This is a genomic window from Niallia sp. FSL K6-0212, assembly GCF_038007605.1.
GTDB lineage: Bacteria > Bacillota > Bacilli > Bacillales > Cytobacillaceae > Niallia > Niallia circulans.
Genome location: NZ_JBBOXL010000001.1, coordinates 262672 through 288898 on the forward strand (window position 1 = coordinate 262672; position 26227 = coordinate 288898).

25 protein-coding genes are annotated in these 26227 nt (G+C 37.3%); 7 read left to right on the plus strand and 18 right to left on the minus strand.

The window, feature by feature from the left end; translation table 11 throughout:
* Position 1: 1 nt before the first annotated feature.
* The 12 genes from MHH96_RS01210 to MHH96_RS01265 all read right to left on the minus strand — a co-directional run bounded on the left by MHH96_RS01210 (position 2) and on the right by MHH96_RS01265 (position 11114).
* The gene (locus tag MHH96_RS01210; protein WP_341116434.1) at positions 2 to 1375 is read right to left on the minus strand and encodes a DEAD/DEAH box helicase; all 1374 of its coding nucleotides are present in this window, start codon (positions 1373 to 1375) and stop codon (positions 2 to 4) included.
* Entirely contained in the window at positions 1372 to 1668 is a 297-nt protein-coding gene (locus MHH96_RS01215) for a VRR-NUC domain-containing protein (RefSeq protein ID WP_341116435.1), read from the minus strand. The genes MHH96_RS01210 and MHH96_RS01215 overlap by 4 nt, the downstream gene beginning before the upstream one ends.
* 309 nt (positions 1669 to 1977) lie before the next feature.
* On the minus strand, positions 1978 to 4410 hold the full coding sequence (locus MHH96_RS01220) for a virulence-associated E family protein (protein WP_341116436.1): 2433 nt from the start codon (positions 4408 to 4410) through the stop codon (positions 1978 to 1980).
* Positions 4411 to 4496: 86 nt separating this feature from the next.
* A complete protein-coding gene (locus MHH96_RS01225) occupies positions 4497 to 4787 on the minus strand; it encodes an IDEAL domain-containing protein (protein ID WP_341116437.1) in 291 nt (96 codons plus the stop codon).
* A gap of 16 nt (positions 4788 to 4803) precedes the next feature.
* Complete coding sequence (locus MHH96_RS01230) at positions 4804 to 5577, minus strand: hypothetical protein (protein WP_341116439.1); 774 nt, start codon at positions 5575 to 5577, stop codon at positions 4804 to 4806.
* A gap of 157 nt (positions 5578 to 5734) precedes the next feature.
* Entirely contained in the window at positions 5735 to 7717 is a 1983-nt protein-coding gene (locus tag MHH96_RS01235) for a DNA polymerase (RefSeq protein WP_341118087.1), read from the minus strand.
* Entirely contained in the window at positions 7717 to 8550 is an 834-nt protein-coding gene (locus MHH96_RS01240) for a DUF2815 family protein (protein WP_341116441.1), read from the minus strand. Before MHH96_RS01240 ends, MHH96_RS01235 begins: the two co-directional genes overlap by 1 nt.
* Positions 8550 to 9725 carry a DUF2800 domain-containing protein gene (locus tag MHH96_RS01245; protein WP_341116443.1) on the minus strand — a complete coding sequence of 392 codons (1176 nt, stop codon included), beginning with the start codon at positions 9723 to 9725 and terminating at the stop codon, positions 8550 to 8552. The genes MHH96_RS01240 and MHH96_RS01245 overlap by 1 nt, the downstream gene beginning before the upstream one ends.
* Positions 9722 to 10210: a hypothetical protein gene (locus MHH96_RS01250; RefSeq protein WP_341116444.1), complete on the minus strand. Its 489-nt coding sequence runs from the start codon at positions 10208 to 10210 to the stop codon at positions 9722 to 9724. The genes MHH96_RS01245 and MHH96_RS01250 overlap by 4 nt, the downstream gene beginning before the upstream one ends.
* Before the next feature lie 129 nt (positions 10211 to 10339).
* The gene (locus MHH96_RS01255) at positions 10340 to 10498 is read right to left on the minus strand and encodes a hypothetical protein (RefSeq protein ID WP_341116446.1); all 159 of its coding nucleotides are present in this window, start codon (positions 10496 to 10498) and stop codon (positions 10340 to 10342) included.
* A 175-nt stretch (positions 10499 to 10673) separates the two neighbouring features.
* Complete coding sequence (locus tag MHH96_RS01260) at positions 10674 to 10859, minus strand: hypothetical protein (RefSeq protein WP_341116447.1); 186 nt, start codon at positions 10857 to 10859, stop codon at positions 10674 to 10676.
* A 24-nt stretch (positions 10860 to 10883) separates the two neighbouring features.
* Positions 10884 to 11114 carry a helix-turn-helix transcriptional regulator gene (locus MHH96_RS01265; protein WP_341116448.1) on the minus strand — a complete coding sequence of 77 codons (231 nt, stop codon included), beginning with the start codon at positions 11112 to 11114 and terminating at the stop codon, positions 10884 to 10886.
* 189 nt (positions 11115 to 11303) lie between these two features.
* Between MHH96_RS01265 and MHH96_RS01270 the strand changes: the two genes are divergently transcribed.
* Both MHH96_RS01270 and MHH96_RS01275 read left to right on the plus strand, forming a co-directional pair.
* The gene (locus MHH96_RS01270; RefSeq protein WP_341116450.1) at positions 11304 to 12011 is read left to right on the plus strand and encodes a helix-turn-helix domain-containing protein; all 708 of its coding nucleotides are present in this window, start codon (positions 11304 to 11306) and stop codon (positions 12009 to 12011) included.
* Between the two features lie 66 nt (positions 12012 to 12077).
* Positions 12078 to 13457 carry a recombinase family protein gene (locus tag MHH96_RS01275; protein ID WP_341116451.1) on the plus strand — a complete coding sequence of 460 codons (1380 nt, stop codon included), beginning with the start codon at positions 12078 to 12080 and terminating at the stop codon, positions 13455 to 13457.
* A 144-nt stretch (positions 13458 to 13601) separates the two neighbouring features.
* Here MHH96_RS01275 and MHH96_RS01280 read toward each other — a convergent pair whose 3' ends face one another.
* The 3 genes from MHH96_RS01280 to MHH96_RS01290 all read right to left on the minus strand — a co-directional run bounded on the left by MHH96_RS01280 (position 13602) and on the right by MHH96_RS01290 (position 15708).
* On the minus strand, positions 13602 to 14186 hold the full coding sequence (locus MHH96_RS01280; RefSeq protein WP_341116452.1) for a hypothetical protein: 585 nt from the start codon (positions 14184 to 14186) through the stop codon (positions 13602 to 13604).
* A 281-nt stretch (positions 14187 to 14467) separates the two neighbouring features.
* Complete coding sequence (locus tag MHH96_RS01285) at positions 14468 to 15016, minus strand: hypothetical protein (protein WP_341116453.1); 549 nt, start codon at positions 15014 to 15016, stop codon at positions 14468 to 14470.
* A gap of 242 nt (positions 15017 to 15258) precedes the next feature.
* Positions 15259 to 15708: a nuclease-related domain-containing protein gene (locus tag MHH96_RS01290; RefSeq protein ID WP_445668991.1), complete on the minus strand. Its 450-nt coding sequence runs from the start codon at positions 15706 to 15708 to the stop codon at positions 15259 to 15261.
* Between the two features lie 386 nt (positions 15709 to 16094).
* Here MHH96_RS01290 and MHH96_RS01295 point away from each other — a divergent pair, with 386 nt between their 5' ends.
* Positions 16095 to 17054, plus strand: a complete 960-nt coding sequence (locus MHH96_RS01295) for a hypothetical protein (protein WP_341116454.1) — start codon at positions 16095 to 16097, stop codon at positions 17052 to 17054.
* Between the two features lie 598 nt (positions 17055 to 17652).
* On the opposite strand, the gene MHH96_RS01300 is transcribed toward MHH96_RS01295, so the two are convergent.
* The 3 genes from MHH96_RS01300 to MHH96_RS01310 form a co-directional block, all read right to left on the minus strand.
* The gene (locus tag MHH96_RS01300; RefSeq protein WP_047943672.1) at positions 17653 to 18492 is read right to left on the minus strand and encodes a DegV family protein; all 840 of its coding nucleotides are present in this window, start codon (positions 18490 to 18492) and stop codon (positions 17653 to 17655) included.
* Positions 18493 to 18815: 323 nt separating this feature from the next.
* Positions 18816 to 19502 carry a response regulator gene (locus MHH96_RS01305; RefSeq protein ID WP_047943671.1) on the minus strand — a complete coding sequence of 229 codons (687 nt, stop codon included), beginning with the start codon at positions 19500 to 19502 and terminating at the stop codon, positions 18816 to 18818.
* A gap of 189 nt (positions 19503 to 19691) precedes the next feature.
* A complete protein-coding gene (locus MHH96_RS01310; protein WP_047943670.1) occupies positions 19692 to 20831 on the minus strand; it encodes a sensor histidine kinase in 1140 nt (379 codons plus the stop codon).
* 557 nt (positions 20832 to 21388) lie between these two features.
* On the opposite strand from MHH96_RS01310, the gene MHH96_RS01315 reads away from it, so the two are divergent.
* From MHH96_RS01315 to MHH96_RS01330, 4 genes are all read left to right on the plus strand, one after another.
* A complete protein-coding gene (locus tag MHH96_RS01315) occupies positions 21389 to 22021 on the plus strand; it encodes a YigZ family protein (protein ID WP_061797935.1) in 633 nt (210 codons plus the stop codon).
* A 129-nt stretch (positions 22022 to 22150) separates the two neighbouring features.
* Complete coding sequence (locus MHH96_RS01320) at positions 22151 to 23239, plus strand: LCP family protein (protein WP_047943668.1); 1089 nt, start codon at positions 22151 to 22153, stop codon at positions 23237 to 23239.
* Positions 23240 to 23482: 243 nt separating this feature from the next.
* Positions 23483 to 23620 (plus strand): hypothetical protein, encoded by a 138-nt coding sequence (locus tag MHH96_RS01325; protein ID WP_156485402.1) that lies wholly within the window; start codon positions 23483 to 23485, stop codon positions 23618 to 23620.
* A 221-nt stretch (positions 23621 to 23841) separates the two neighbouring features.
* Positions 23842 to 26220, plus strand: a complete 2379-nt coding sequence (locus MHH96_RS01330; RefSeq protein WP_341116455.1) for a SpoIID/LytB domain-containing protein — start codon at positions 23842 to 23844, stop codon at positions 26218 to 26220.
* The last annotated feature ends 7 nt before the right edge of the window (positions 26221 to 26227 follow it).

The window sequence follows — 26227 nt, forward strand, 5'->3', positions numbered from 1 at the left end:
ATTATTCTCCCTTCACACGTTCAATTCTTGCCTTAAGTGCTGCCATCAGATCATCTTGGGTATTCGTTTTATTTTCTAACGCTCTAACTACGTCCTCATCGACTCCGCCAGAAACGGTTAAATGGTGAATAATTACCTTTTCTGTTTGTCCCTGCCTATGAAGTCGTTTATTTGCCTGCTGATAAAGTTCCAAGGACCAATTAAGGCCAAACCATACAACGTGATTTCCACCTTGCTGCAGGTTCAATCCGTAAGCTGCCGAAGCAGGATGCGCTAATAGAATATCGATCTCTCGGTTATTCCAATCTGTTTCATCCTGGGGAGTCTTTAATTCTCTTACTCTTAAATTTGTTTTGACCAACGCTTTTTTAATGCGGTCTTTATCGTGTTGAAAGTTGTAAAAGACTAGTGCTGGTTTCCCGTTTAATCCTTCGATTAACTCCATAAAGGCTTCTAATTTACAATCGTGAATATTGACAACGTTTCTCTCCTCGTCGTACACAGCACCGTTACACAGCTGCAGAAGTTTATTCGTTAACACAGCTGCAGAACCTGCATCAATAGTTGTCTCATCCACCTGAAGAAGCATTTCGGTTTCTAACTTGTTGTAGGCTTTTTCCGCCTTACTATCCAAGATGATTGGTACCGTATTAAAAACAATATCCGGAAGCTCTAAATAATCTTCAGCTTTCATGGATACGCATATATCTCCAATTAATTGCTGGATCCTTTCGTCTGCGCCTTGTTTTGGCGAATAGGTAAACACTCTATCTCTATTACGTTGATCTGGTTCGAAATATCTTTCTCGGAAGCCAGTAATCGTTTTTCCTAATCGTTCTCCGCCATCTAACAAATAAACCTGTGCCCATAAATCCAACATTCCGTTTGGTGCCGGCGTACCGGTTAGTCCTACGATTCTTTTAATGTGTGGCCGTACCCATTTCAAAGACTTAAATCGTTTGGCCTGATGATTTTTAAAAGATGAAAACTCGTCTACAATTACCATGTCAAATGGCCAAGCATTCTTGTAGTATTCTACCAACCAAGGTACGTTTTCTCGATTAATCACATAGATATCTGCAGGTGTGTTAAGTGATTTTATTCTCTTTGCTTGGGATCCTAAAACAGTCGAAAATCGCAATAACTTAAGATGATCCCACTTGCTTGCTTCTTTCACCCATGTTGACTCTGCAACTTTCTTAGGGGCAATGACTAGAATCTTATTAACGGCAAAACGGTTGTACTTTAGATCGTTTACTGCCGTTAAAGTGATTACTGTTTTGCCTAATCCCATATCCAATAACAGCCCAAGCGCAGGCGTATCAAGAACACGTTCTATGCAGTATCTTTGGTAGTTGTGGGGTGTAAAGTTCACTGGCCCTCGCTCGCTTTCCCTGTAACTCTTGCTATGAATAAATCCACTCCTAGAAAACTATCAATCACTAAAACTTTGTTTCCTAGCTCTTCAATTTTTCTTTGCTGGTACACTTGGTTAGGTCTAGGTTTCTTTCCTGGTGCTTTTAACTCGATGAAATAGACCTGGCCTCCTGGTAGAAGTACTAATCTGTCTGGCACTCCAATATTTCCAGGCGATTCAAATTTATAAGCTATGCCTTTTATTTTCTTTACTTGTTTTCTTAAGTACTCCTCGATATCTTTTTCTCGCATTTGCAAACCTCCAAAAACTAATTTGTAAACTTTCTTTCACGTACACGTATATGAAATAAAAATAGGCGGTTTAGGCATACGCTAATTACGCCTAATCTCCCTAATCCCTTTATTTTTATATTTATATAGAATTAAGGTATACAAAGTATACAAACTACTATAAACCCTTATATATCAACGATTTTTCCGTATACTTTCTTGTATACTTTCTACTTTTTCAAAGTATACAAGGTATACATTTCCAAAATTTATGAAAGTATACAAAACGGCTTCAAAGTATACAGAATTTTGATAGAAAGTATACAGAATTTACCCCTTAATATATCCACCTTTTACCATTCCGTATGGGCCATACCGATACGGTTTTTTACATTTTGTCCATCCGTCAATTTGTTCTAGAACATCATTGATGGCGATTGTATCCATCCTTCTCATATTCCGGATATCGCCTCCTAGACATTCCACCCAAATTTCGGCAGCGCAAATGCGATCTCTTTTTTCTGTATCGGTTTCAGCCCTTCCAAACTCTCCAGACCAGTACAATCTTCTAGTCGCAATATCTTTCTTCTGCCAATCTGCAGGTACTTCTCTTTCCACAAAATCGCGAATAAGGCTCTCACGTGGATCCTGTTCTGCATGGCCTTCCTGTTGCCGTCTTGCTTCTTCTGCCAATTCCCCAGTTAAGAAAAGGGACTCGCCCAATCGCCAATGAATCACTGCTTCCGCCCATAACTGCTCTACTTCTGCATCTAAATCACGGAATACTAGTTTAGTAGGTTGCTGGGCTCCAACATCAACTGGCCAAAAACGTCTACCACCTGTTGGATCTCTTAAATAGTCACTTCTATTACTTGTCCCAAAAAATACACAACGTCTTGGATGCTTCTCTGTTTTACGTGCATATGCAGCACGATATTGGTCTTCTGTTCTACTAAGGAATCCTTTAATAGTCTGAACATCTGACTTGTTGTAGGCGCTCATTTCACCGATCTCAACCAGCCATACACCCTGTAACAGTTCAGCTGCTTCTTTCCCTTCAAAACTCTCTATACTATTTGTAAACCATCCTTTACCCATCTTCTGAATAAGCGTTGTTTTACCTAGTCCTTGAGCTCCTGTAAGCACCGGCATTGTATCGTATTTAATGCCAGGATTCATTGCTCTTGCAACAGCTGCCGTAAACGATTTTCTCGTCACTGCTCTTGTATAAGGAGTATCTGCAGCACCTAAGTAATCAATAAATAGAGTATCTAGCCTTTTCACTCCGTCCCACTCCAAAGAATTGAGATAGTCTACAACTGGATTGAATTGATTAGCTGCAGCGCATAAAATGAGTGCATCATTAACGATATCTTTCACACGGAAATTAAGAATTTTTTCTAGGTAACTCCGCAACCCTGCATCGTCTGTATCTGTCCATCTGAACACTTCTTCTTCTTTATCCCTAGGCACCCACGGTAAAGGCCCAACTCCCATTAAAGAATCCGCAAAGGAATCCATCTTAATCCGACCTTTTAAACGCGGATCATGTTCTAATGCTACCAATGCGTTTTCGATAGACTTTAAAGGGGAACCAGTTGAAGGACTAATTTTTAACTTTTGAATCCAACTTACATCATTATCTCCATCGCCTGCTGGGGATCCGTCTTGTCCCACTGGCGATTCTCCAAAGTCGGCTACAGCTCTTTCATATCGTTCCTGGTTTAAAATAGCTGCTACACCTGCATCGTTTAATGCGAAAGCAGCCATTGTTGTAAAAGATGGCAATTTGTTTACCGGAGTATCCGGCTTTGCTTCATCGTCTAATTCTCCATATTTGTGTAATCTCACTAAGTCAAACGCGTTTACTAATCTGCCACTGCAGGGATCCGTCGCATGGTGAGAATAAAGAAATAACCCATCATCATAAATAACAGCTCCACCAACCGTCGAACCTCCTACAAAGGTGTAGCGCTCGCTACCGTCATCTGTTGGCGTATAAACACCAGGTAAAAAAGTTTCGATGGCTGTATGGATATCGTATTGTCTGCAGAAAGCTCCAACGACTCCGCGCTTCTCTGTAGGATTTCCTTGCTTCGCCGCCATCCTTACGTGTGATTGACTGGCCCCAGGTACTTCTGGCCACTCTTGGATATCTCTCCAATCGTTATATAGACTTAAAAGTCCGTCAGCATCTAGGAAAGGCTTATCCCCATATTGGAAGACATATTGACTATCGGAAGAACAACTTGGCCAGTACATCAACCGGGAAGCTTCAAACGTGGTAGGATCCGCAAAGCTCATGCCAATAATGGAAGCTAGCTTTCTAGCTAATGGCTCATATTCATCTGCAGAAGACGTCCGATTTAAAGGAGCAAGCACACGTAAACGCGGCTTGCCCTCCTCATGCTTCCTGGTGGAATAAGTTGCATAAGCGCACCCTAATGCCTCGAGACGACGTAACACGTCTGCTGTTCCACCTGCAGGTATATTATCCAAGTCGAGCGTTATAATATCTCTTCCTGTTACGTTTGATGCCTTTCTTCGGTTGTTGGCCAAAGTACCGGCTACGAATCCCCCAACGTCCTTTAGTTCATCTTGGCGAGACTTAGGGAGCTTCATATATTCGGCTAGGGTTTCTGTCCCCCTAACGGCTGTACGTAATCGATCTACTAGCTCTGACCAATATAATGTTTGCGATGGCCACTCGGTTGCCTTTCTGCTTCCTGCAGCTGATATCGTTAACTGTCTGTCATAAATCATGCTGTAACACCACCTTCCACTTTTAACTTTTTTTATCATCCACTTTTAGATAGAAGTTCCATTAAATCCATCTCAAGAAGTCTCCCTTAACTCTCCTTTACTAACAATTCCTTTTGTCTAGTAAGCTCTCTAAACCATTCTTCATCATGTGTTAATAGTGCTAAATCAATTAAGCTATCGTAATCAATATACTTCTCTTCCATTATCCAAGGTTGTACTCTATGCCGATCGAAAGTATGTTCATTGAGTTCAGCGACCGGTCCTTTGGTAATCTTTACGTCTACTGAAGAACCATGTATTCTAGTTACATATCCGTACATGAAAATACCAAAAATCGCTTTCACCTTTACCCAATCACCAATCTTTAACTGATCCAACTTCTATTCCTCCTTCTTATAATTTGATCCGTAGTAAATCCCTCATCGCTTTTGCTTCTAACTGAATTGAAGATAATTCATTTTGAAGATTATTAATGAAATCTTGTTGAGACGAGATTTCAAGTTCCAAAACGGTGTTGTGGGCACGTAACGCATCTATTTCAGCTAGTGTATGATCTGCTTCAGTATGAGAGCTTTCTGAAGCTTTTAACTTTCTTTTGAGGGAATCAATCTCATTTTTGAAGTCTCTTTCCATTTCACCAGCTTTAACAACTAAGTCTTTGTAATCTATTTCTAATTGGGCATACTTCTGTTTCCAATCGGATACATCCTGGCATATAGATGGAAGTGCTTGAGGCTTTTCAAGATCAAATGCTTTAGACAACTTATTTTTTTCCTCCTTTTTCTTCTTATCAAGATTTTTCTTGAATTCACTTATTCTCAAGCGATTTTTAAATTTCCAATTGGCAAAATTACTTTTTGTTACACCTTTTCGAGCTGCAATATCTTTATCTAGTAATCCCTGATCCTTAAGTTTAAAATATTCCTCAAAAGGCATATGAAAAGCAGATTCAACAGGCATTAGCTTCCCTTCTTTCTTATTGGTAGTTTTTTGATCGATAACTTTTCCTAAGTACGTCAATTCACTGTAAACAGGACACCCATTGCATGTATTTTCACGCTGTTTCGTAGTTGTTTGAGACGCTATTTTCTTTGGGCATTTATCGCAATGTTCGTCCAGCAACGTTCCTATTCTTATCCTGGCAGCTTTCTTTTGTTGTTTATCCATCACATTCTCACCCTTTTCCAACCTTTACGGAGACGAGATTTCAATTCATCTGTTCTCAATGGCTCATAGAGATATACTTCTAGGTCATCCTCAATCCGAAACAACAGAAACCACCTTGCTTGTCGTTTACGTTTGCTGGCCATCTTTTAATTACACCTCAATCCTTTTTGTAATATTCAGAAAGGAAACCATCTGCAGTCAGCGGTAATCCAGGAGCCCAATCAATTGGGGTACCCATGATGGAAGTTACGGTGTCCAAATCTGCTTGATTTTTTGGTACATCAAGCACCACCTCATCATGAATGTGCATGACAGCTTGATATCCTAATACAGCTAAACGTTTCAATGTCACGGCTAAACAATCTCGAGCAATTGCTTGAACACAGTTCTCGACTAATTTGCCGCCATATGTGGATTGTTTCTCCCACTTCTTTGTAGTCTGATTAAGACCAAAATAATGAAGCGCTTCCTTACCAAAATCATTCTGTGAAAGAAACGGTTTTACATAAAATAGCTTGCGCCCACTTGGAAGAGTAATAGTTAAAAAGTCTAATCCGTTTTGTATATCGCTCTCTCGCGCTATAATTAGTCCTCGAACACCCGCAGGTTGTCCTGTTCTCATAACAGAAAGTGCTGCATTCTCTAGCGAATACCATAAATCCACAATTCTCTTACTGGAGGATCTCCAACGTCTTACGATATCCGGTAACTCTTCTTCCGTTAATCCACCTTCTAAAGCTCCCATACTAATTAAAGCCCCTGATGATCCCTGGTAACCTAGTGCCAATTCAGCAACTTTTCCTTTTTGACGTAAAGCGTATTCCGGATTCCCTTTTTTAATTAGTTCCAACGGAACACCAAACATCTGAGAAGCTGAAGCCTCGTATATTTTTCCATGTGTATTGAATACATCTAACCTCCATTGCTCTCCAGCAAGCCAAGCTATTACTCTAGCTTCAATAGCCGAGAAGTCGGAAATCAATAGGGTATTTCCTTCACTTGGGATAAAGGCTGTACGAATTAGTTGAGACAAAGTATCAGGAACATTCCCATAAACAAACTTCAAAGCATCTATTTTCTTTTCCCGTACAAGCTCTCTTGCATGGCCAAGAGTCTCGAGATAGTTGCGAGGAAGGTTCTGCACTTGGACTAATCTACCTGCCCATCTGCCGGTTCTATTGGCTCCGTAAAACTGAAGTAAGCCCCGTACTCTTCCGTCATCACAAACAGCTGATTCCATGGCCACATATTTTTTTGTGCTAGTTTTAGAAAGCTCCTGGCGAATCTCTAGCATTCTTTTGACTTCCCCTTCTGTAGAATCAAGAAGATTCGTAACAGTATCCTTCTGCAGGTTCTCCACTTCTAATCCTTTATCAGCTAGCCATTTTGTTAATTGTTGCGAACTGTTAGGATTTGCTAATCCGGTAATTTTTACAGCTTCTTCTGTAAGTGTTGCAGTTGCTAAATCATCTATATACAAAGCTCCTTCGATGAGCTGTTGATCTACACGAACACCATAAGCATTAATCTGTTGATCCAATTCCCAAAGCTTTTGTTCAGATGCAGGAATAGGAAAACTGGATAATCTACTTTCTATTTCCTTTTCTACTTCAACGTCTTGAATGCAATACTCTTTAAACAACTCCCACTTTTCCGGTTCATGGTGCGGAAGGGTTCTTGTACGATTTCCATTTTTCTTAGATGGTTTCGTAGGAGTACAAAATAACTTGATTAATGAAGATCCAACACTCATTTTTCGTTTATCTTGAGGAAGGCCCATTGCTTTTGCTGTTGGTCCAAGACCTGCAGTAAACCCACAATACAAACCGTGAAACATCGTACAGCGCCATTCTTTCAGCCAATTAGCCGGTGTAGGTAAGCCTAAAAACTTGGAAAGACAGTACCATTCGAATGCAGCATTATACGCATGTTTTGTTACATTAGGATCTATTAGGGCTTGATGAATTTCAAAAGGTATACGCCATCCTTGGGCTAAATCCACAATCTTAGTAGGTTGGCCATTAATGGAATAGGCGAAAAGTAGTATCTGAAAGTCCGGAGACTGTACGTATTTGTACAGCCCCGACTTCTTAATATCCACCGATGAATAAGTCTCAATATCGATGTTTAAACTTCTAATCATATTCCGTACACGCCACCGTTACCGTTATTAATCGGTTGGCCAGTAATCGGGTCAAGCTGTGGCGTCTGGTATTGACCAGAGGAGGGCTGTTGCGGTTGCCCTTGCATACCATAAGGCATTTGAATATTAGGTGCTGGTTGTTGGTACTGTTGCTGCTGGTATTGCGGTTGTTGGTAAGCCGGTTGCTGTGGAGCTCCTCCACCGAAATCATCGGCTGCAGCTGGAGCTGCCGCACCTAACGGCTCACCGTCACGTGTTTTTTGCACATTAGTAGATAGATAGCAACCGATACCTTTTTTCCCTTGTGCTGCGTATGGTGCAAAGTTAACAGCTACGCGGCCGTACATTCCGCTATACACTTCTGTTGGATCTACGATTGGATTAAGGTTAGCATCCACAATTTTAGGTGGTTGATCAGCCTTAGATGATGCACTGAATACCCAGTGACCTTTACACTCTGGACCAAACGGCATACCGTCAGAAGGCTTTACTCCGTCGCCGTCATAGACAGGAAGGGCAACCATCGGAGGAATAACCCCGTTCCACTTTTTATCTTTACCTTGTTGCTTGGCTGCTTCGATGGCAGCATCGATACGTTGTTTTGTTTGAACGTCAGATTTCGGTACAAGGATTGTTACGCTGTATTTTGCTTCTCCTCCATCTTGTCTTGCTCTTGGAGTTAATAGATTTACATAGCTTAATCTTGCTTCACCTGTTACGATTCGAGTTGGATTTGACATGTTTTCATTTCTCCTTTTTGTTTGGTTTATTGGCATACCCCATCTACCTGAGGTATATTGATCAACGTGATAATCTGCTATATCACCCATTATTTAAAATCCTCCGATGCATCGGGGTTTAGAGTTACAGCCGGTCTTTTATCACCTGCAGGTGCTAGTGTCGGTTTACCTGAAGTTTTTACAACAAGTCCCGGATCTTCTAGTAAACTCTTATACTCTTTTTTGCCTAACTCTTTTTCCAATTTAGGAACGGTTAACGGTACACGTTCATATAAGACAGCTTCATCGATACCATTCACTCTGAGGTAATCAAAGGCTTTATCGATATCCACATAATTGCGCGTTCCTCTACCTTCAACAGCTTTCCAGCCAGCAATCTCATTCCCTTTTAATGCTTCAGTAAGAGCGTACTCTTTAAGGGCTTTTATCCATGCTTCAATATGCTGCCCTTTTTCTAGCATTTGGCCGACTTCCTCATTTGAAAGTAAAGGCGGTTTAAGAGCAGTAAAATCAGCTAATGCGCTAAACTCTTCTGCACGTGCTCGGCACTGTGCTTTTGCTTTACAAAATTTACAATGCTCTCCTGGGACAAATTCACCTTCGCCGTTGAATGCTTTTTTTGCTATTGGCTTAATCTCTTCGCCCCATGCTAGTAGATCCTTAAGAGAAAGCTCGTATTCTGAAATACTATCTAAACGCGGTTGAATGATTGCTAGATGAACATTTTTAATAGGATACAAGAATCCATATTCCTGGTAAGCGCCTAATGCGTATAGCTTCATTTGTGGATTGTCTTCAGCATCAACAGCAACGCCTTTACCATACTTAAAGTCCGTAATATAAAGTGTTTCTCCACCTATAATCAGGCAATCAACTGTTCCGAACCCTTCAGGAGCATAAGCACTATAGTTCAATCTTTTCTCCACTGCCACATAAGGTAATGAAGGCATTCCAATCGTTAATTCTTTCAGATAGTCCAGGTAAGTATCTGTATGGCGTAACATTTCATCCTGGAATAATTCATGCTTTTTCATTTTGTTGAGTCGACGAGTAAATGTGCTTTTTCCCATCGGTTCTGTAAACTGTTTCCTTAACTTCAGTTCTGCAATCTCATGGGCAAGTGTTCCTTCTTCTGCATACACAGAAGTTGATTCCGGAAACTGCTCTTCGAGCCTTACACTCGGGGTGCAAGTTAGCCAGCGCTTGGAAGCACTAGCCGATAATAGCGCATGAGATCGTTCAGAATGCGCGATGTTACCACTCATATTTTTGCACCTAATTCACGTAATTTCGTAGCAAATGCCCCGTATTGCTCTTGAGGTACCTGCATTAAGGATTGAGCCCCAAATTGCGCTAAAAGGTTTAATAGGTCCTGTTGTTTTCCTGCATCCATTAATTGAGTAGACGCTCTAGCTAAATCCTCCATGCTATAAGCAGGTGCAGTAGTTGGAACTCCCCCCGGTGTTACTGCGGGTTGTTGCTGTTGCACGGGTGGCTGCTGAACAGGTTGTGCTTGTTGAACAGGAGGAGCCTGTTGATATTGCGGTTGCTCCGATGCTGGTTGCTGTTCTAAAGGAGCTTGTTGTGCCGGTTGCTGAATAGGTGCTACATTATTTACTGGTGCATCTTGTACTTTTGCAGGACCTTCCCCCTGTAATGATGGGGCAGCTTGTCCTCCTAAAACGGATGCAAATAAAAGAATTGCCTTCTCAAACTTTGGTGATAAATCAACGGTTACTGTAAAATTCATCTATATTTCTTCCTCTCATGTGTTATATTAGTAATAAGTCATAATTTCCTAGGATCCTTATTGGCGTGAGGATCCTATTTTTCTTTGCCTTTATTGCATAATTCCTTCCACTCTCCAGGAGTCGGTAGTTTATTCTTGTCCAATTACTTCACCCCCTTTCAGATAGCTTTCTTGCATATCTTCAACAGTTAAAATCTCACGTAAATTTGTTGAATACTCTACGTTATCTAACCTTGTAGAATAATCACCGTCCGATACATAATTGATAAGGCATTTACTGATTGGCATTACTTCACCTTCTCTCATTATTTTGTGACATCATTTTTCAACATCGTGGGTAAAAAGAAAAGCTATTCAGCTTCGTATACTTCTTCCATTGACGTAGCTACCGTCTTATTAGCTATAAGGACCAACACAACACCGTCTTTGGCTCGGTTAACAGCGCATCGATTAACAAAATTGCTTATGCTTTTTTCTTTGTTAGGATGGTAACTAGGTCACCATTTCTTCGAACTGTCTTGCATTCGTATTCGTTTACTATGGCTGGAATTTTTCTTTCCTTCACCCAGCAACCATCTAACATCTTGGATAACCCAACAGGAATATCTACAGGAAACTCTCCGACTTTCATTGATGTGACTTCAATCATTTGGATCTTCCTCCATTTCCTCCTTTATGCAGTTTTTAATTTCCGAAAAAAATCGGATTGTGGACCAAAAAAAATATTTTCCACTGGAATCTTATAATGTTTTTCGATGTTTACAAAGAAAGATCGTGGAACATTTGAAGAGTCTTTTTCATATTTAGCTAGCGTATCTTTGTTGATTCCAAACAATTTAGCCGCTTCAGTCAGCTTCAATCCCGCATTTACTCTAGCTGCTCTTAAAGTTATTCGTAAGGTCATTGGCTTCACCTCCTGTTTTCGTTTGGCTTGATTACAATATATCCGATTTAATTCGGAATGTCAACCGAATTAAATCGGATTTTTAATAATTATTATATTTCGACTAAATTAATTACGATATTTTTCGGAATAATTCTTGATTTTCCGTATTTTTTCGGATATAATTATAAATATTAGGAGGTGAGAATATTGATAGATAGGGATTTACCTTTAAAGAAAGAAATATCAGAGAATATTAAGAAATTAATGAAAAGAAATAACTGGACTCAGCTAAGAACTAGTGAAAAGTCTGGCATTTCAAAAAGCACATTATCTGATTATATTAATTGTAAAACTCTTATTAACCCAGGGAATGTTGAAAAGTTAGCAGAAGCCTTTAAGGTTTCTAAAGGAGATATTGATCCTAGCTTTAACCAAAATCCAGTTGATATCAGCTACAATTATGATTCTGCTAAAGCCGGTAACTTTACAGTAAAAGAAAATTCTTCTCCATACTATGTAAAAGATGTTGGATTTCAAAAGGTACCTATAGTTGGAACTATTAGCTGTGGTGAAGGTATCTTAGCTTATGAGGATATAGAAGGATACGAAGATGTACCAAAATCCTGGATGAACGGTGCAGAACACTTCTTCCTTCGTGCAAAAGGAGATAGCATGATAAACGCCAGAATACATGACGGTGATATGCTTTTGATTCGAGTTCAAGATCAAGTTGAAAATGGTGAAATTGCTGCAGTACAAATTGATGGAGAAGAAGCTGTTCTAAAAAGGGTATATATAACCGATGACACTATGATTTTGCAAAGTGAAAATCCTAAATACCCGCCAATAATAGCTCGAAAAGGGCAAGACATAAAAATACTTGGAAAGTTAAAACGAAATTTCATCGAGTATTAAATTTCTAGCTAGATGTTTAATCATCAGGGAGAGCGACGGCTCTCCCTTTGTATAGGAGGAATTGTGTTGGTCCGTCAAAGGAAAGAAATGAAAGAAGAAATAACGCAGGTTGCGGTGTATATCCGAGTTAGTACGCAGGAACAAGTTGAAAACTACAGTATCGAGTCACAAAAGGAAAGAATCGAAGCATATTGTAAGGCAAAAGGATGGGGAATTTACGATGTTTATATTGATCCTGGTTATTCCGGTTCCAATACAGACCGTCCAGCCCTGCAGAGGATGCTAGAAGACGTTAATAAAGTAGATGCTGTTGTTGTTTATAAATTGGACAGGCTATCACGTTCTCAACGGGATACACTTGATTTAATAGAAGAACATTTTTTAAAGAATAATGTGGATTTTGTTTCCATTACAGAGACGCTAGACACTTCCACACCGTTCGGAAAAGCAATGATAGGTATTTTATCAGTATTCGCTCAACTTGAAAGAGAGACTATTGCAGAGCGTATGAGAATGGGCCATATTAAACGTGCTGAAAATGGGTATCGAACTTCCGGAGGAGATTACGACCCTGCAGGTTATGCGCGTGTTAACGGAAAACTTGAAATAAAAGAAGATGAAGCGCAGCATATTAAACTCGCATATGATTTATACGAGCAATATCTCTCCATTACAAAAGTCCAAAACCGATTAAAAGAACTAGGATACAAAGTATGGAGGTTTCGACGATACCATGATATTTTACACAATAGATTATACTGTGGGTATGTAAGTTTTGCAGGTGAGTATTATGTTGGTAAGCACGAACCAATCATTTCTGAAGATCAGTTTGATAGAGTCCAGGAGCTATTAACAAGAAACAAAGGCAGAAATGCGAATAAAGCAAAAGAAAGTCTTTTTACTGGATTAATAACGTGCGGTTGCTGCGGAGAAAATTACGTCACATTCACATGTGTTGACAGAGGAAAAAAATATCGATATTACGTGTGTCGTGCAAGAAGGTACCACGCTGAATATGATGAAAAATGCATGAATAAAAACTGGAATTCCAAAAAATTAGAAGCTTTAATAGTGGATAGAATAAACAACATGATCGCTGATAAGTCATTTACTAATCAGGAAATGGAGTTAGTCGACTATGACAAATTGCTCAGAGAAATTGATGACAAGGAAGGAAGATTAATTGATCTATACACTATAAAAAAAATGGATAAGAATAAGTTGGCTGAAAGATTTCAGGCATTAGAAGAAGAAAAATTAGAACTCACTAGGAAGAAAGAAGCCCAGGAGAAAAAAAAGACAAATATGCTAAGCGAAGACGATTTGAAACAGTACTCACTCGATTTATTAACAGCTGAATTTCCTGAAAGACAAGCCATTGTTCAAAAGTTAATAAAACAGATATATATTAACGGGGATACGGTAGAAATCTCCTGGAATCTCTAATAATTATTTTTCGGTTTTCATAGTTGGCTATTCAACGGAATTGTTAGCAAGATTATGGACAAGTTGTACTTTGATATTGAGATTATGGGAGATTAATTACAACTATACAAAAAAAGAAGACACAAAGGTCTTCTTTGATAACATTTAGAATGGTTTACCTGAATTTAGCTCAATATCATTTGCATAATATTGTTCCCAATGAGCAGGGGTTGCTTTATCTAAAAATCTAAGGCTACTAACACCACCGCTACCAATTAACATTCCACCATTTGAATTCACAACTACTTTTCCATATGTTGGTCTATCATCACATGAAAAACTTGGTTCGCTTGCAGTTTGCATTTCATCAAAAAAGCTGTAATACTGCACCGTTGAATTTGGGCTAATTGTAAATTGAGTGCCTGGTGTTATATCTGAATCAACACCTCCAGCACTAGGGGTTTTACCAGTAAATTGAGTCCCATCTTTTTTATATAAATATATTGTTGAATTAACTGGAACATCACTTACATTACTTAAATTAAAAGTGATAACTGTACGAAATTTAGATGCTGTATTTCCACAAGCAACGTTACTCTGAATAGAAAAATATTCTACTCTACTTACTTCGGAGCTACTTCCTGTACTATTCTTTGTACCTGTTTCAGCATTAGTTGTATAGCTAGTTCCAATTACTAAAATAGCAATTAATCCTAGTATAGTTGCTAACTTTCCTTTTAAACTTAACATTTGTTTTCCCCCTTTATCTTTATAATTCAATATTAATTGACAAATTTTGCAATTAATAGTCTTGAAAATTATTTATTTTATAGTAGAATTTTGAAAGTGTTTATATCTTTAGCAGAGTAAAAGGAAGGGATGAAGGAATTCAGATTTTGAAAATTTAGAGTTTAAGGAAAAACAATCAATTGTTCAAACACTGATAAAAGAAATTCAAATAGATAATGATAACGTCATGATTGATTGGCGTTTTAATTTATAATATTTTTTATGTATTCATTTTGGGTTATTCACACTGCCCAGATAAGAAGCTCCGATTGTGCCTCGATGATTTGCTCCATTTTGTCTGATGCCTCTTGCTGTCCTTGTGAAAGACTGCCGTTCCATTGTAATGTAATTTTTGATGTTTCTTGATCCAGTTCTGGCCCACTCCATTTAATTAATGGGGTACATTCACTTATTCTCCCCATCATGATGCAATTTCGACAATAAGTGCAGTTTTCTTTACATCGTGCACAAGGAAAAGTAGCAAATAACTCCTGATTTTCATTTCCACAACGCATGCAAATGTACTTATTGCGAGCTTTTTTCTCTATCCCTTTCCTATACGAGCAATAACCATTTTCGTAATGTGCTTGGATTTCTTGTTCTGAAAAAGGGAGCTCAGCTAGTAGTAAAGTTTTACCTTGGAGGGAAGCTTGGAGTTGCGGATTAAATGGATAAGCTTTATTAAGTGGCGGCGTTATCAGTTGATTTTGGGAAGCATTTGAGATTCGGAAGGAGTGAGAGAAATTACTTTTCGTGGGGAGTAATATATTGTCCTTTTGATAAAATCGCATTATTTTCCTCCTAGTTCTGTTTTAAATAGATTTTAAGGTTAAATGATGAATTGCCTTTTTTCTAAATCCTGTTCTTTTCAGTTTTAAATTTGCTAGTGTCCTTGAAGCTATTATAGACTAAATAACCTTTAAAGTGGGGAGTATCGCCTTTTTTTGACTTATTACTACAGCTAGGGAAAAACCAATATACTTTTGCAAAATATCCGTATCTAAAGGAGTATTCTTTCTTTTAAGACACTTGATTAATCTCTTTTTTCATCTGTTGGGAGAAAAGATCTTTTATAGGAAGAAGTGAGTTTAGAAATCAATTTTGGTAAATATTCTTTATGAATGATGGTGTTTTTAAAGGTTTGAATTTGAGGAGAGGATAACCGCAAAATTGATTTTGGGTTACTAAATACAACGAGAGAGTAAATAGGAATAATAGGAAATTGATTAGCTAATAGCCAGGCTTCAAACTGTCGCTTTAATCTGTTCACTTGAATAATAGGATCAGGAAATGCCTCTTTTTCTTCTTCCTTTATTCGTATCATTTGATGTAAATCAGTATCAAGGTATAGCTCGCCAATGATATTTTTCACTTCAAGGATTAACGCATATTTCGCATGCAGAATTAATACATCAATTTGGAAAAAATGTTTTCCGTCCCATAGGCGTAAATCATGCAGGATAAAGTAGTCATTATCTGGCAAAAAACTAAGCGGGAAAATCCACTGCCTGCTTCCCCCCTGTATCTTGCCAACTTCCGTTGATAATCTTGATTGATTAACGGAATATTAGAATGATTAGCTCTAATCCTCGAGAGCAAGGCCTCTAATTGGAGCGCTCGATATCGATATTCAATTGGTTTTACGATCAACTGCACACTTCCTTTTTTTCATACTGAATTTATTCTATACAGCCATTTGAATTCCTGACTATTTGATAAAAAAGGACTAGTGAATAAAACTTAGTTGCTTTTGTTTACTAAACTGCACTTGGTAACTACATAATTTAAATTATTTATCGTTATCCGATATAAAATATAATACCAATTTTCAGTCTTTATATTAACTGGTAATAAATAAGGAGTGCCGTTATGCAAATTAATCTTTTGTTTGAAGGAGCAGTAAAAGAACAATTTAAGCAACAAGCATCGACCAATACAGATGTACTAATGAAGCAGCCACTAGGTGAAAAAAAAGAAATTGAAGTAGAGCGTGACGGAAAAGCTTTTACTTTAACATTCTCTGATGAAATAAAACATCTAAAAGCAGAGACAGATGAAGAAATTGCACAAATGTTTGCTCAGCAAGTAGAAGACCCATCTGATATTTTTTCATATCGTCCGCGAGACCAATGGCTTATTTTCAGTCAATATTTAAATGATAATGGTATCTTTGATGGGAAGAATGCGAAGGATATTGAAGAAATTGAAAATCTACTTGTAGATATAACGGATGGCTTAGATAATTTAGATATTGCTACACCAAAAGGCCGAGATATAAAATCTGGAAGCAAACCTATTACGCAGCAATTAACTTCTGCTGAGGCACAATTAGAACTTGCCTCTTCAACAGCTGCATTACAACTATTTGGTGAGAAATATGTTACAGGTTATGCGAAAGAGGGCTTTCACCAATTGATTGAACAGTACACAAAGCGAAATGAAAAACGTGTATTGAGTTATAAGTCAATCGAAGAAAAATTTTATCAAGGGCGTGCGAAGATTTACGAAACACGACATATGGATACAACTTCTTTAAATGCCCAACAAAAAAATAATTTATCGATTACAAATAAACTAGGCAAAATCAATTATACAGAAGCAGAAATTTCCAAAATGATTGAAGTTTATAAAGAAAAATTCGGAATGCTTCAAAATAAATCGGACGTTGATGTCCTCATTGCTAAATTGCAGGATGAGTTATCGAACTTTGTTACAAAAGGTATTTCTAAACAAGATAAAGACTACGAAGCAGCAAATAACTTCGTTAAAGAGAAATCAGCAAAAACTTTTGAGCGCATTGCAGATTATTGGAAAAAATTATTATATTAATATACAACACCATACAAAATAACGTTCCCAAATCAAAGTTTGGGAACACACCAAAAAGCCGTAAACGTTGATTTAACAACGTTTATGGCTTTTTACATAATGGAAGTATTCAAAAGCTTCCGCAAGCAACAAATGGAGTTTAATAAACAGCTTATTGAAGAATTTCATGGTCAGCATGAATACATAGAGAATCGTTTAGAAGAGAGAGATCGCTAGCTCGTAGAATCGATGCGCCAAACGCTGGAGGCTCGTAAAGAGATTACTGCAGCTGAGAATATGGAGAAGAAAAAATGATGGTATTTTGGAAGATAGGGGAAGTTTGTAAAAGACCACCTCTTGAAATCGAGAGGTGACTTTGATGCCTAGTCAAGTTCTTACAGCGGTACCGGACTGAACGTAGTGAGGAAGGATATGGAGCTGTAAGTGCTGACTGGGTAAAACACGATTTACAAGCTAGTCATAACGAAGGAATGAAAAGGGGCGCTCTTCCTTGTTCATTTTTTTCCTTGCGACTCCCTCACCTATCCTTTCGACTAACTCTCCCACCATCACAAAAATCCCGATTCTTTTCTAAGAACCGGGATTCCAAACATCATTATTATCTTTTCTTTATCCAGCCAAGTCCCATTGATCCTTCTCCTAAGTGTGTACCAATAACAGCACCAAAGTAACTTAATGAGAATTCAATATTGGGGAATTCTTGTTCTAGTTCTGCTTTCCATTCTTTTGCTTCTTCTTCGCGATTAGCATGGATGATGGCAGCGTAGTAGCTGCCTCCATTCGTTTCTTCGCGGAGAAGTTCGACAATTCGCCTCATTGCTCTTTTTTTTGTGCGGATTTTTTCAAATGGGACAATTATCTTATCCTTAAAATGCAGCAATGGCTTAACCTGCAGAAGACTGCCGATGATTGCTTGAGCACTGGATAGTCGTCCACCTCTTTGAAGATTTGATAGATCATCTACCATAAAGTAGGCGTTGCTTGTTTGTTTTAATTCGTCAAGAATGGGAATAATTTCTGCTGCGCTTTTCCCTTGTTGAGCTAATTTTGCTGCTTCTATAGCATAGAAACCTTGAACCATGCAGCTTATTTCTGTATCAAAAGCAAATACTTTAATGCCCTCTACCATGTCTCCAGCAGTAATGGCTCCTTGATAAGTGCCGCTGATACCACTTGATAAATGAACACTTATTACTTCATCATAATTTTTAGATAGTTCTTCAAATAGCTCTACAAATTTTCCAATAGATGGTTGAGAGGTCGTAGGCAGGTCCATTTTTCTAACTGCTTCATAAAATTCAGATGCGGTTAATTCTTTTTCCTCCTCATATACTTCTGACCCTAAGAAAACTGTCAATGGGATCATATATATATTGTACTTCTCCCTCACCTCTTTAGGAATATAGGCCGTACTATCTGTAACAATAGCTGTTTTCATGCAATTAGTTACCTTCCTTATCTATTCGTTTGTATACATATTTTAACTATAAAAGTTAATTAGCATTATCGATTAATTCTATTATAATGCACATAAAGAGGAATTTATATGGAATTTTAAATGGCAAGGAAATATTATAACAGATTTTTCACTTTAGAGGTTGATTAGGATGGCAATATTTCTTTACTTTCACTTCCTACAATTTTATCGCATTTTCATATGATTGCAATTGCAACGAAAACACCAACCTCACCAAATAAAACAATTCGTTAAAAAAAGGAGTTTCCTCAAACCAACAAGTGATTTAGGTAACCCCTTTTTACTTAACGAACTTCTACCCAACCGTTTTTAATAGCAACAACTACTGCTTGTGTACGGTCGTTCACATTCATTTTTTGTAAAATATTACTTACATGGTTTTTAACCGTTTTTTCACTAATAAATAGTGCCTCTCCGATTCCTCGGTTACTTTTTCCATCAGCAAGAAGCTGTAAAACTTCACACTCACGTCTTGTTAACAAGTGCAATGGTCTTCTAATTTCTACTACTTGTACATGATGTTCATCCGAGTTTGCATTCTCTATTGCTAAACGGCGATATTCATTAACGAGATTATGGGTTACTTTCGGGTGTAAATAAGACCCTCCATCTGCTACTACCTTAACTGCTTCAATTAATGCATCTGCATCCATTTCCTTAAGCAGATAACCGCTCGCACCTGTTTTAAGGGCATGGGTTACGTAGTTTTCATCATCATGTATAGATAGGATGATGACTTTTGTTTCTGGAAATTTCTCTAGTAATTGTCTTGTTGCCTCTACACCATTAATGGTAGGCATATTTATATCCATGATTGTTACGTCGGGTTGGTATTCTTCGATTAGCTGAATAGCTTGTGTACCATCGTCTCCTTCAGCTACTACTTCGAAGCTCGATTCGAAGTCGAGAATTCTTTTTACCCCTTCTCTAAATAATTGGTGATCGTCAATAATAACTATCCTTGTAGTCAACTGCTCCGCCTCCCTTATTTTCTTTAAGCTCTTTTCGTCACAATGTTATTTTTGGCAGGAAATGAACTTCTTGCTTTCCTCTCCACACACTAATTGATAGGAGTCAAGCATCCTCCAATCCATTCAACACAAAAATGTTAAACTTCATTTTGGTTAAAATAACATACTTCTCGAAAACAGTCATTCTTATCATCTAATAGGAACGTTGATCATAACAATGGTTCCAACTCCAAGTTTGGAATCAATGGTTAATTCCCCATCCAGTAGTTCTACTCTTTCTTTCATCCCAATTAAACCAAAGGATTCTTCTTTTTTCTCATTCTTATCGAATCCTTTTCCATTATCCTTAACTAAGACGATAATTTGCTCCATTCGTAATTCTACTTTTACGGAGATATTAGATGCTTCTGCATGCTTTAAAGCATTTTGGACTGATTCTTGAACTAAGCGAAAAATTGCAACTTCATATTTGCTTGGAAGTCTTGTTTCTTTTCCGATGGTGGCAAACTCAATTTTTATTGAGTCATGATACTCTTCTGTTGTTTTCAAATATTTTTTTAGGGTCGGAATAAGGCCAAGATCATCTAAAGCCATTGGACGAAGATCATAAATAATTCGTCTTACCTCATATAATGCACTTCGTACCATCACTTTTAAATTTCTGATTTCTTCAAAGGCCTCTTTCGCCCCACGCTCTTTATATATTCTTTCCACTAAGTCAGAGCGCATCATTACATTTGCCATCATTTGTGCAGGACCATCGTGTATTTCTCGAGAAAGTCTTTTCTTCTCTTCTTCCTGGGCACCAATAATTTTCAGTCCGAAATCCTGCTTTTGTTTGGCGTCTTCGATTACTTCGCCAACTTGCTTTAAATCACTAACCAAATAATTCATCACGACAGAAATTTGTGTGACCAGATGTTCTGCCCGCTTAATGGTTTCATCTAGACCTAACAATCGACGCTCTAAATCATCACGGCGTTCTCGATACTGCTTTTCTAAGTGCCGATTCACACTTAAATCCATTTGCAGTGTATGTGCTCTTTCATAAGCCTCACGTACTTCTTCTTCTGAGTATTCATTAAAATGCTTACTGACTTCCGATAAGCGTTTACGAGCAAACCGAGACTGGATTTCTAGCTTGTCTCCTTTTTCTATCGTTTCTAATACAAGAACTTTCATTTCTTTTAATTCTTCGGTAAGGGTTTCATAATCTTGTCGACATTGTTCTCCAATACGAAAAATTTCATCTTTGCTTGAACCAACGGTTTTAATCATTTGTTCAACAATATAATCTAACGTTTTTGTGTCAAATTTCCTTATCAACATATTTAATTCCTCCAAAAAGGCTAAAACCCTTCCAACATCCATTATTATTTTAGCTTGAAAGTTAATAATATGTTTAATTCATCGAAAAATAAATTAAAATCGTTATTTTGACATATATCACCCTATATGAAACCATGTCCGAAGACCTATTAACATCAAGAATCACTGTGAAAAAGTATGTAAAAATGCAATAATACAATTTTATCCTATTCTAAACAAAAAACAAAGTAAAAGAAAATAGATTGATAAGGCGCCTGTAATCCAAGATTCGTAACCCTCTGCATGAAATATAGCCTATACCATATGTAGCGGGTCTTTTCGAGCATGGAGTTTTACTTATTATATCATGCTTGCTAAATCGCTATATTAAGATTTGATTACAAAGCGAACAATAATTGAAGAATAAACAATGTCGAATTATAATGAAATAAGACTAATTATCGATTTTCTACTAATTTTTTATAGAAAATGGTTACAAAAAATGACTTATATAACGAACAAATAAGATGAAATCGCCAATATTAGTGGAAAGAGATACAAAGAAAGGAGCTGCCAATATGCTTCCTTCCTATCTTACTGTACCTAGCTACGGAGAATATGAACTAATTATTCAAAAATCACGCTTTATTGCTCATATCGCTCGAACAGAAACAGAAGAAGCAGCACAGGCTTTCATAGGAGAAATCAAGAAAAAACATAAAGACGCAACACATAATTGTTCTGCTTACTTAATCGGAGAACATGATCAAATTCAAAAAGCAAACGATGATGGGGAACCGAGTGGCACAGCAGGAGTACCAATTCTTGAGGTCCTGAAGAAAAAAGGTCTGAAAGATACAACAGTTGTTGTTACCCGTTATTTTGGAGGTATTAAGCTTGGTGCAGGGGGGCTTATTCGTGCTTATGGAAAAACAACCTCTGAAGGATTAGCAAATATCGGTATTGTTGAAAGAAAGTTGAAACAAATAGTCAGTGTATCCATCGAGTATCACTTACTTGGTAAAATAGAAAATGAATTACGTTCATCGAACTATGAAATTAAAGATATTCATTATTTAGAAAATGTCGAAATTGATGTCTTTGTGGATTCTGATGAGGTAGAGACTTATACGGATTGGATAACTGACTTAACAAATGGACAAGGTATTATAAAAGAAAAAGACACCTTGTACGCAGAAACCCTCATTTGAATTTTTTACAATTAATACAAAAATATACCTGGAATAGAAATAAACTACTAATTTACGTTAAAGAGAGATAGAGGTAAGATAGTATGTATGTTTTCATTCCGTTATTTCTTAATTCAAAAAGGAGAACTTATGGCAAATAATACAAGAGAAACTTTAATAAAGGATACAAAGAAAAAGAAACGAAAAAAAATTAAGCTATTTATTTTTGTCCCATTGCTGGTTATTATCTTAGCCGGAATTGGTTATGGAGCTACCTTATATTCAAAGGCAAAATCAGTGGTAGATGATTCTTATGAGCCAATTGACCGTGATTCTAAAAGGGATGCAAAAGTGGATCCAAACATCGATGACGTTTCAATTTTATTCATTGGAGTAGATGACAGTGAGAAAAGATCGAGCAAATCCGGCACAACCCGATCTCGTTCCGATGCTCTCATGCTTGCTACTTTAAATGAGAAAGAAAAATCCGTTAAATTGCTGAGCATCCCACGTGATTCTTATGTATATATTCCTGAACGCGGCTATTCTGATAAAATTACTCATGCCCATTATTTCGGCGGGGTTTCGTCAACCTTAGACACAGTGGAAGAATTGCTAGATATTCCTGTTGATTATTATGTAAAAATGAATTTCGATGCCTTTATGGATGTAGTAGATGCATTAGGTGGAATTGATGTCGATGTTCCAGTAACATTTACAGAACAAAACTCAAAGGATAAAGCAGGCGCCATTCATCTTGAAAAAGGCTATCAAGAATTGGACGGCGAACAAGCACTTGCCCTTGCAAGAACAAGAAAAATTGATAATGACATTGAACGTGGGAAAAGACAACAATTAATCATGCAAGCCATTATGAAAAAAGCAGTCTCTATCGAGGGAATAACCAAGTATTCAAAAGTGATGGAAGCGATAGGAAGCAATATGACAACAGACTTATCATTCAGCGATATACAATCTCTAATTGCTTATGCAACTGCAGATAATGGTTTACAAGTGGAGACACTAACGCTAGCTGGAACCGACGGTCGTGTCGATAATAAATACATTTATCAATTAGATGAAACAGCACTTGCAGAAACAAAATCGATTCTGCAGCAGCATTTAGGCATAAGCAGTAACCAACTATCCAATTCAGACAAACCGAATGATTCGGAAAATACTACTGATTTAAACAGTACCGTGGAAACAGATACCACATCCGATAAGGTAAATTATTAAATAATATAAATGCATCAAGCTTCCAAAGCATGGTGCATTTTTTATTTATATCATAAAATAAAAAAATTCTGCGTAAATCCTCATTGAAAATGAATTAGAATGGCTATAAATAAACTATACAACTACCTGCTGACTAAAAAATTTATTTCAGCATTATAATTTTTAAGTAAAATGTCAACACTATACCTAATAGAAAAAGCAAACATATTTTGTAAAGGAAATACAAAGTAATGAGGTGCTAGTATGTTGAAAAAAATGTTAACCTACTTAAATGGAGCAATTGAAAGACCATTATTTACGGATAATGAACCTAGTATTTGGAATGAATTAGAAGATGATTTTTACGATGAGGAATTAGACGAAAAGCACAGACTTTTATAATCATGCTATTATTATTTACTTCTAGATACCATATACAACTGTAGATGAATTGCTCTACAGTTTTTTTCTGTTTCTTCCCCATTTATCCCTTTCTTAATCTGCCAGCAATATCCACATTCATTTACCATTAGAATATGATAGAATCATAGTAATTCCTCTTAGGTAAAAGACATAATTTTTTTAATAGATTCCTAGTTTACGACAATTAAATAAAGGAGAAAATGATGATAAAAAAAACACTATCATTGTTGTTGTCACTTGTCTTGCTTCTTTCTTTCCTTCCTGTTTTTGAACACAGCATCTACGCGAGCGTTGCTGAACCACTAGTACATGTTAAGTTAAAGAATTATCTTGGTAATAAAACAGTAATTTCCCTTACCTCCTCTGGTACCTATAAAACTGGTGATGGTAAAGTATCTATAAATAGCAACACAGAATATATGGTTAAGCTAGAACAATCAAAATTAAAGCTATATCAAGGAAGCCAGCTTCTTTCTGAGTCTACTTCGTTTACTTTGGCTCCTTCTGATCCAAACAGCTACTTAACAATTAATAATCGTTCCTATAAAGGATCTTTTGAATTTATCATGGAAACAATCAGCGGAAAAACATATATTCGCCCAATTAATACAGTAGGGATAGAAGATTATCTTAAAGGGGTTGTGCCTCGTGAAATGCCTGCCCTGTGGAATATCGAAGCATTAAAAGCACAGGCAGTTGCTGCCAGAACTTATTCTTGGAATTACGGCGGTCAAACCATTACCGATACCATTAATCACCAAGTGTATGGCGGATTAACTGATTCTCATCCTAATTCTGATAATGCAGTGGAGGCAACTACTGGACAGGTCTTAAAATATGGCAGCAAATTAATCGATGCTGTATTCTCAGCAAGTAATGGTGGCGTAATGGAGTCTGCTAAAAATGTTTGGGGCTATGAATATGCCTATTTACAAAATGGTGCTGATTCCTTTGATAACAACTATAGTTGGGAATTCAGCCTACAAAAAACACAAATCGATATGAAAGATAAAGATTTAGCTAATCCAGACGCATGGTGGAAAACGACTTCAGAAAAAGATACAAAAATTGTCAGTCTTATAAAAAGTTGGCTAAATAATAATAGCTATAAAGATAAAGATATCAAAATTGTTTCTATTCCGACCCTTGCGTTTAATAATCCTTCGTCCACAACCCGAGTAACAACAGGTTCAATAACAGTTCAGTTTTATGTGAAGGATCTAAAAGATAAAGACGGGAACCTTATTTTACAAGAAGTGAAACAAGCAAATGTGGCAGCTTCTAAAGTTAGAGCAATAATTGGTGTAGATACGTTAAAGAGTTATCTTATTACAAAAAGCGCTTCTAGTACCACTGCACATAGTGTTGCTGGAAAGGGGTATGGCCATGGCGTAGGTTTAAGTCAATATGGTGCAAATGGTCGTGCTAATAGTGGCCAAAAATACAGTGATATTCTTTCATTCTATTATCCAAGCGCTAATTTAGTAACGGAATATATCCAGTCTGAGATTACCACTCCTGTGATAACAGATACAAAGGCTATTTTCGCGAACACGAATGACACAGTCAGCGTTTTCTTTTCTATCAATAAAACAGCCAATACGACTGTAAGAGTAAAAGATAGTACTGGTATAGTGGTTGCAACTCTTTTAAATAACGCAGCTTTACATGCTGGTAACTACAACTATACTGCCAATGTAGCAAACTGGAACAATGGCAGCTATACAGCTGAAATAATTGCAACCGACAGCAATAAGCAAACAGCAACAGCTCATGCTGTAGTTCAAGTTGCAAAACTAGCAGCACCATCGATTAGTTCGAGTACTACCAAATACGATAAAGATGCTAACAAAGTCGTTGCTTCCTTTCATGTTAACCAAGCAACAAAGACAACGGTTATTGTGAAAGATAGCAATCATAAAGCAGTGAAAACATTAGCCAACAATCAATCTTTAACAGCCGGGTATCATTCCTTTACTTGGGATGTAGCAAATGTGAACAATGGAGCCTATACGTTTGAAATTACTTCGATAAATAGCGCTAATAAAAAGCAAACAGTTAAACAAAGTTTCACTCTTAAGAAAACAGTAGTACAAGCTCCAATTATTAACAATGTAAAAACATCCTATGATACATCAGGAAATAAAATAAAGGTGAGCTTCCATGTGAACCAAGCTTCTAACACAACCGTAAAAATTGTAAACAACAAAAATAAGGTCGTTAAAACACTTACTTTTAATAAATCATTAAAGGCAGGATCCTCTTCCTATACATGGAGTGTTGGAAGCACGAGTGACGGGTTCTATTCAGCAACAATTGAATCGGTCAATATAAGCAAGCTAAAGAAATCTGTTTCTAAAAAGTTCACTCTCTATAAAGTAAAAACTGGAACTGTTAAAGCAAGCAAGCTCAATATTAGACAGAAGTCCTCTACATCATCCAAGGTAGTTGGGTCGATTCCAAACGATAAGAAAGTAACTATTTATGAAAAAAGCGGTTCTTGGTATAAAGTGAAATATGGAAAAGTAACTGGCTATGTATCCACAAAGTATGTAAAAAATGTAAAGGAAAGAAAGTAAGCCTCAC

Coding starts and splice junctions, on each gene's coding strand:
- MHH96_RS01215 (WP_341116435.1), bottom strand. CDS start 1,668: ATGCGAGAAAAAGATATCGAGGAGTACTTAAGAAAACAAGTAAAGAAA.
- MHH96_RS01220 (WP_341116436.1), bottom strand. CDS start 4,410: ATGATTTATGACAGACAGTTAACGATATCAGCTGCAGGAAGCAGAAAG.
- MHH96_RS01230 (WP_341116439.1), bottom strand. CDS start 5,577: ATGGATAAACAACAAAAGAAAGCTGCCAGGATAAGAATAGGAACGTTG.
- MHH96_RS01240 (WP_341116441.1), bottom strand. CDS start 8,550: ATGGGTGATATAGCAGATTATCACGTTGATCAATATACCTCAGGTAGA.
- MHH96_RS01245 (WP_341116443.1), bottom strand. CDS start 9,725: ATGAGTGGTAACATCGCGCATTCTGAACGATCTCATGCGCTATTATCG.
- MHH96_RS01250 (WP_341116444.1), bottom strand. CDS start 10,210: ATGAATTTTACAGTAACCGTTGATTTATCACCAAAGTTTGAGAAGGCA.
- MHH96_RS01255 (WP_341116446.1), bottom strand. CDS start 10,498: ATGCCAATCAGTAAATGCCTTATCAATTATGTATCGGACGGTGATTAT.
- MHH96_RS01260 (WP_341116447.1), bottom strand. CDS start 10,859: ATGATTGAAGTCACATCAATGAAAGTCGGAGAGTTTCCTGTAGATATT.
- MHH96_RS01265 (WP_341116448.1), bottom strand. CDS start 11,114: ATGACCTTACGAATAACTTTAAGAGCAGCTAGAGTAAATGCGGGATTG.
- MHH96_RS01280 (WP_341116452.1), bottom strand. CDS start 14,186: ATGTTAAGTTTAAAAGGAAAGTTAGCAACTATACTAGGATTAATTGCT.
- MHH96_RS01285 (WP_341116453.1), bottom strand. CDS start 15,016: ATGCGATTTTATCAAAAGGACAATATATTACTCCCCACGAAAAGTAAT.
- MHH96_RS01295 (WP_341116454.1), top strand. CDS start 16,095: ATGCAAATTAATCTTTTGTTTGAAGGAGCAGTAAAAGAACAATTTAAG.
- MHH96_RS01300 (WP_047943672.1), bottom strand. CDS start 18,492: ATGAAAACAGCTATTGTTACAGATAGTACGGCCTATATTCCTAAAGAG.
- MHH96_RS01310 (WP_047943670.1), bottom strand. CDS start 20,831: ATGTTGATAAGGAAATTTGACACAAAAACGTTAGATTATATTGTTGAA.
- MHH96_RS01315 (WP_061797935.1), top strand. CDS start 21,389: ATGCTTCCTTCCTATCTTACTGTACCTAGCTACGGAGAATATGAACTA.
- MHH96_RS01320 (WP_047943668.1), top strand. CDS start 22,151: ATGGCAAATAATACAAGAGAAACTTTAATAAAGGATACAAAGAAAAAG.
- MHH96_RS01325 (WP_156485402.1), top strand. CDS start 23,483: ATGTTGAAAAAAATGTTAACCTACTTAAATGGAGCAATTGAAAGACCA.
- MHH96_RS01330 (WP_341116455.1), top strand. CDS start 23,842: ATGATGATAAAAAAAACACTATCATTGTTGTTGTCACTTGTCTTGCTT.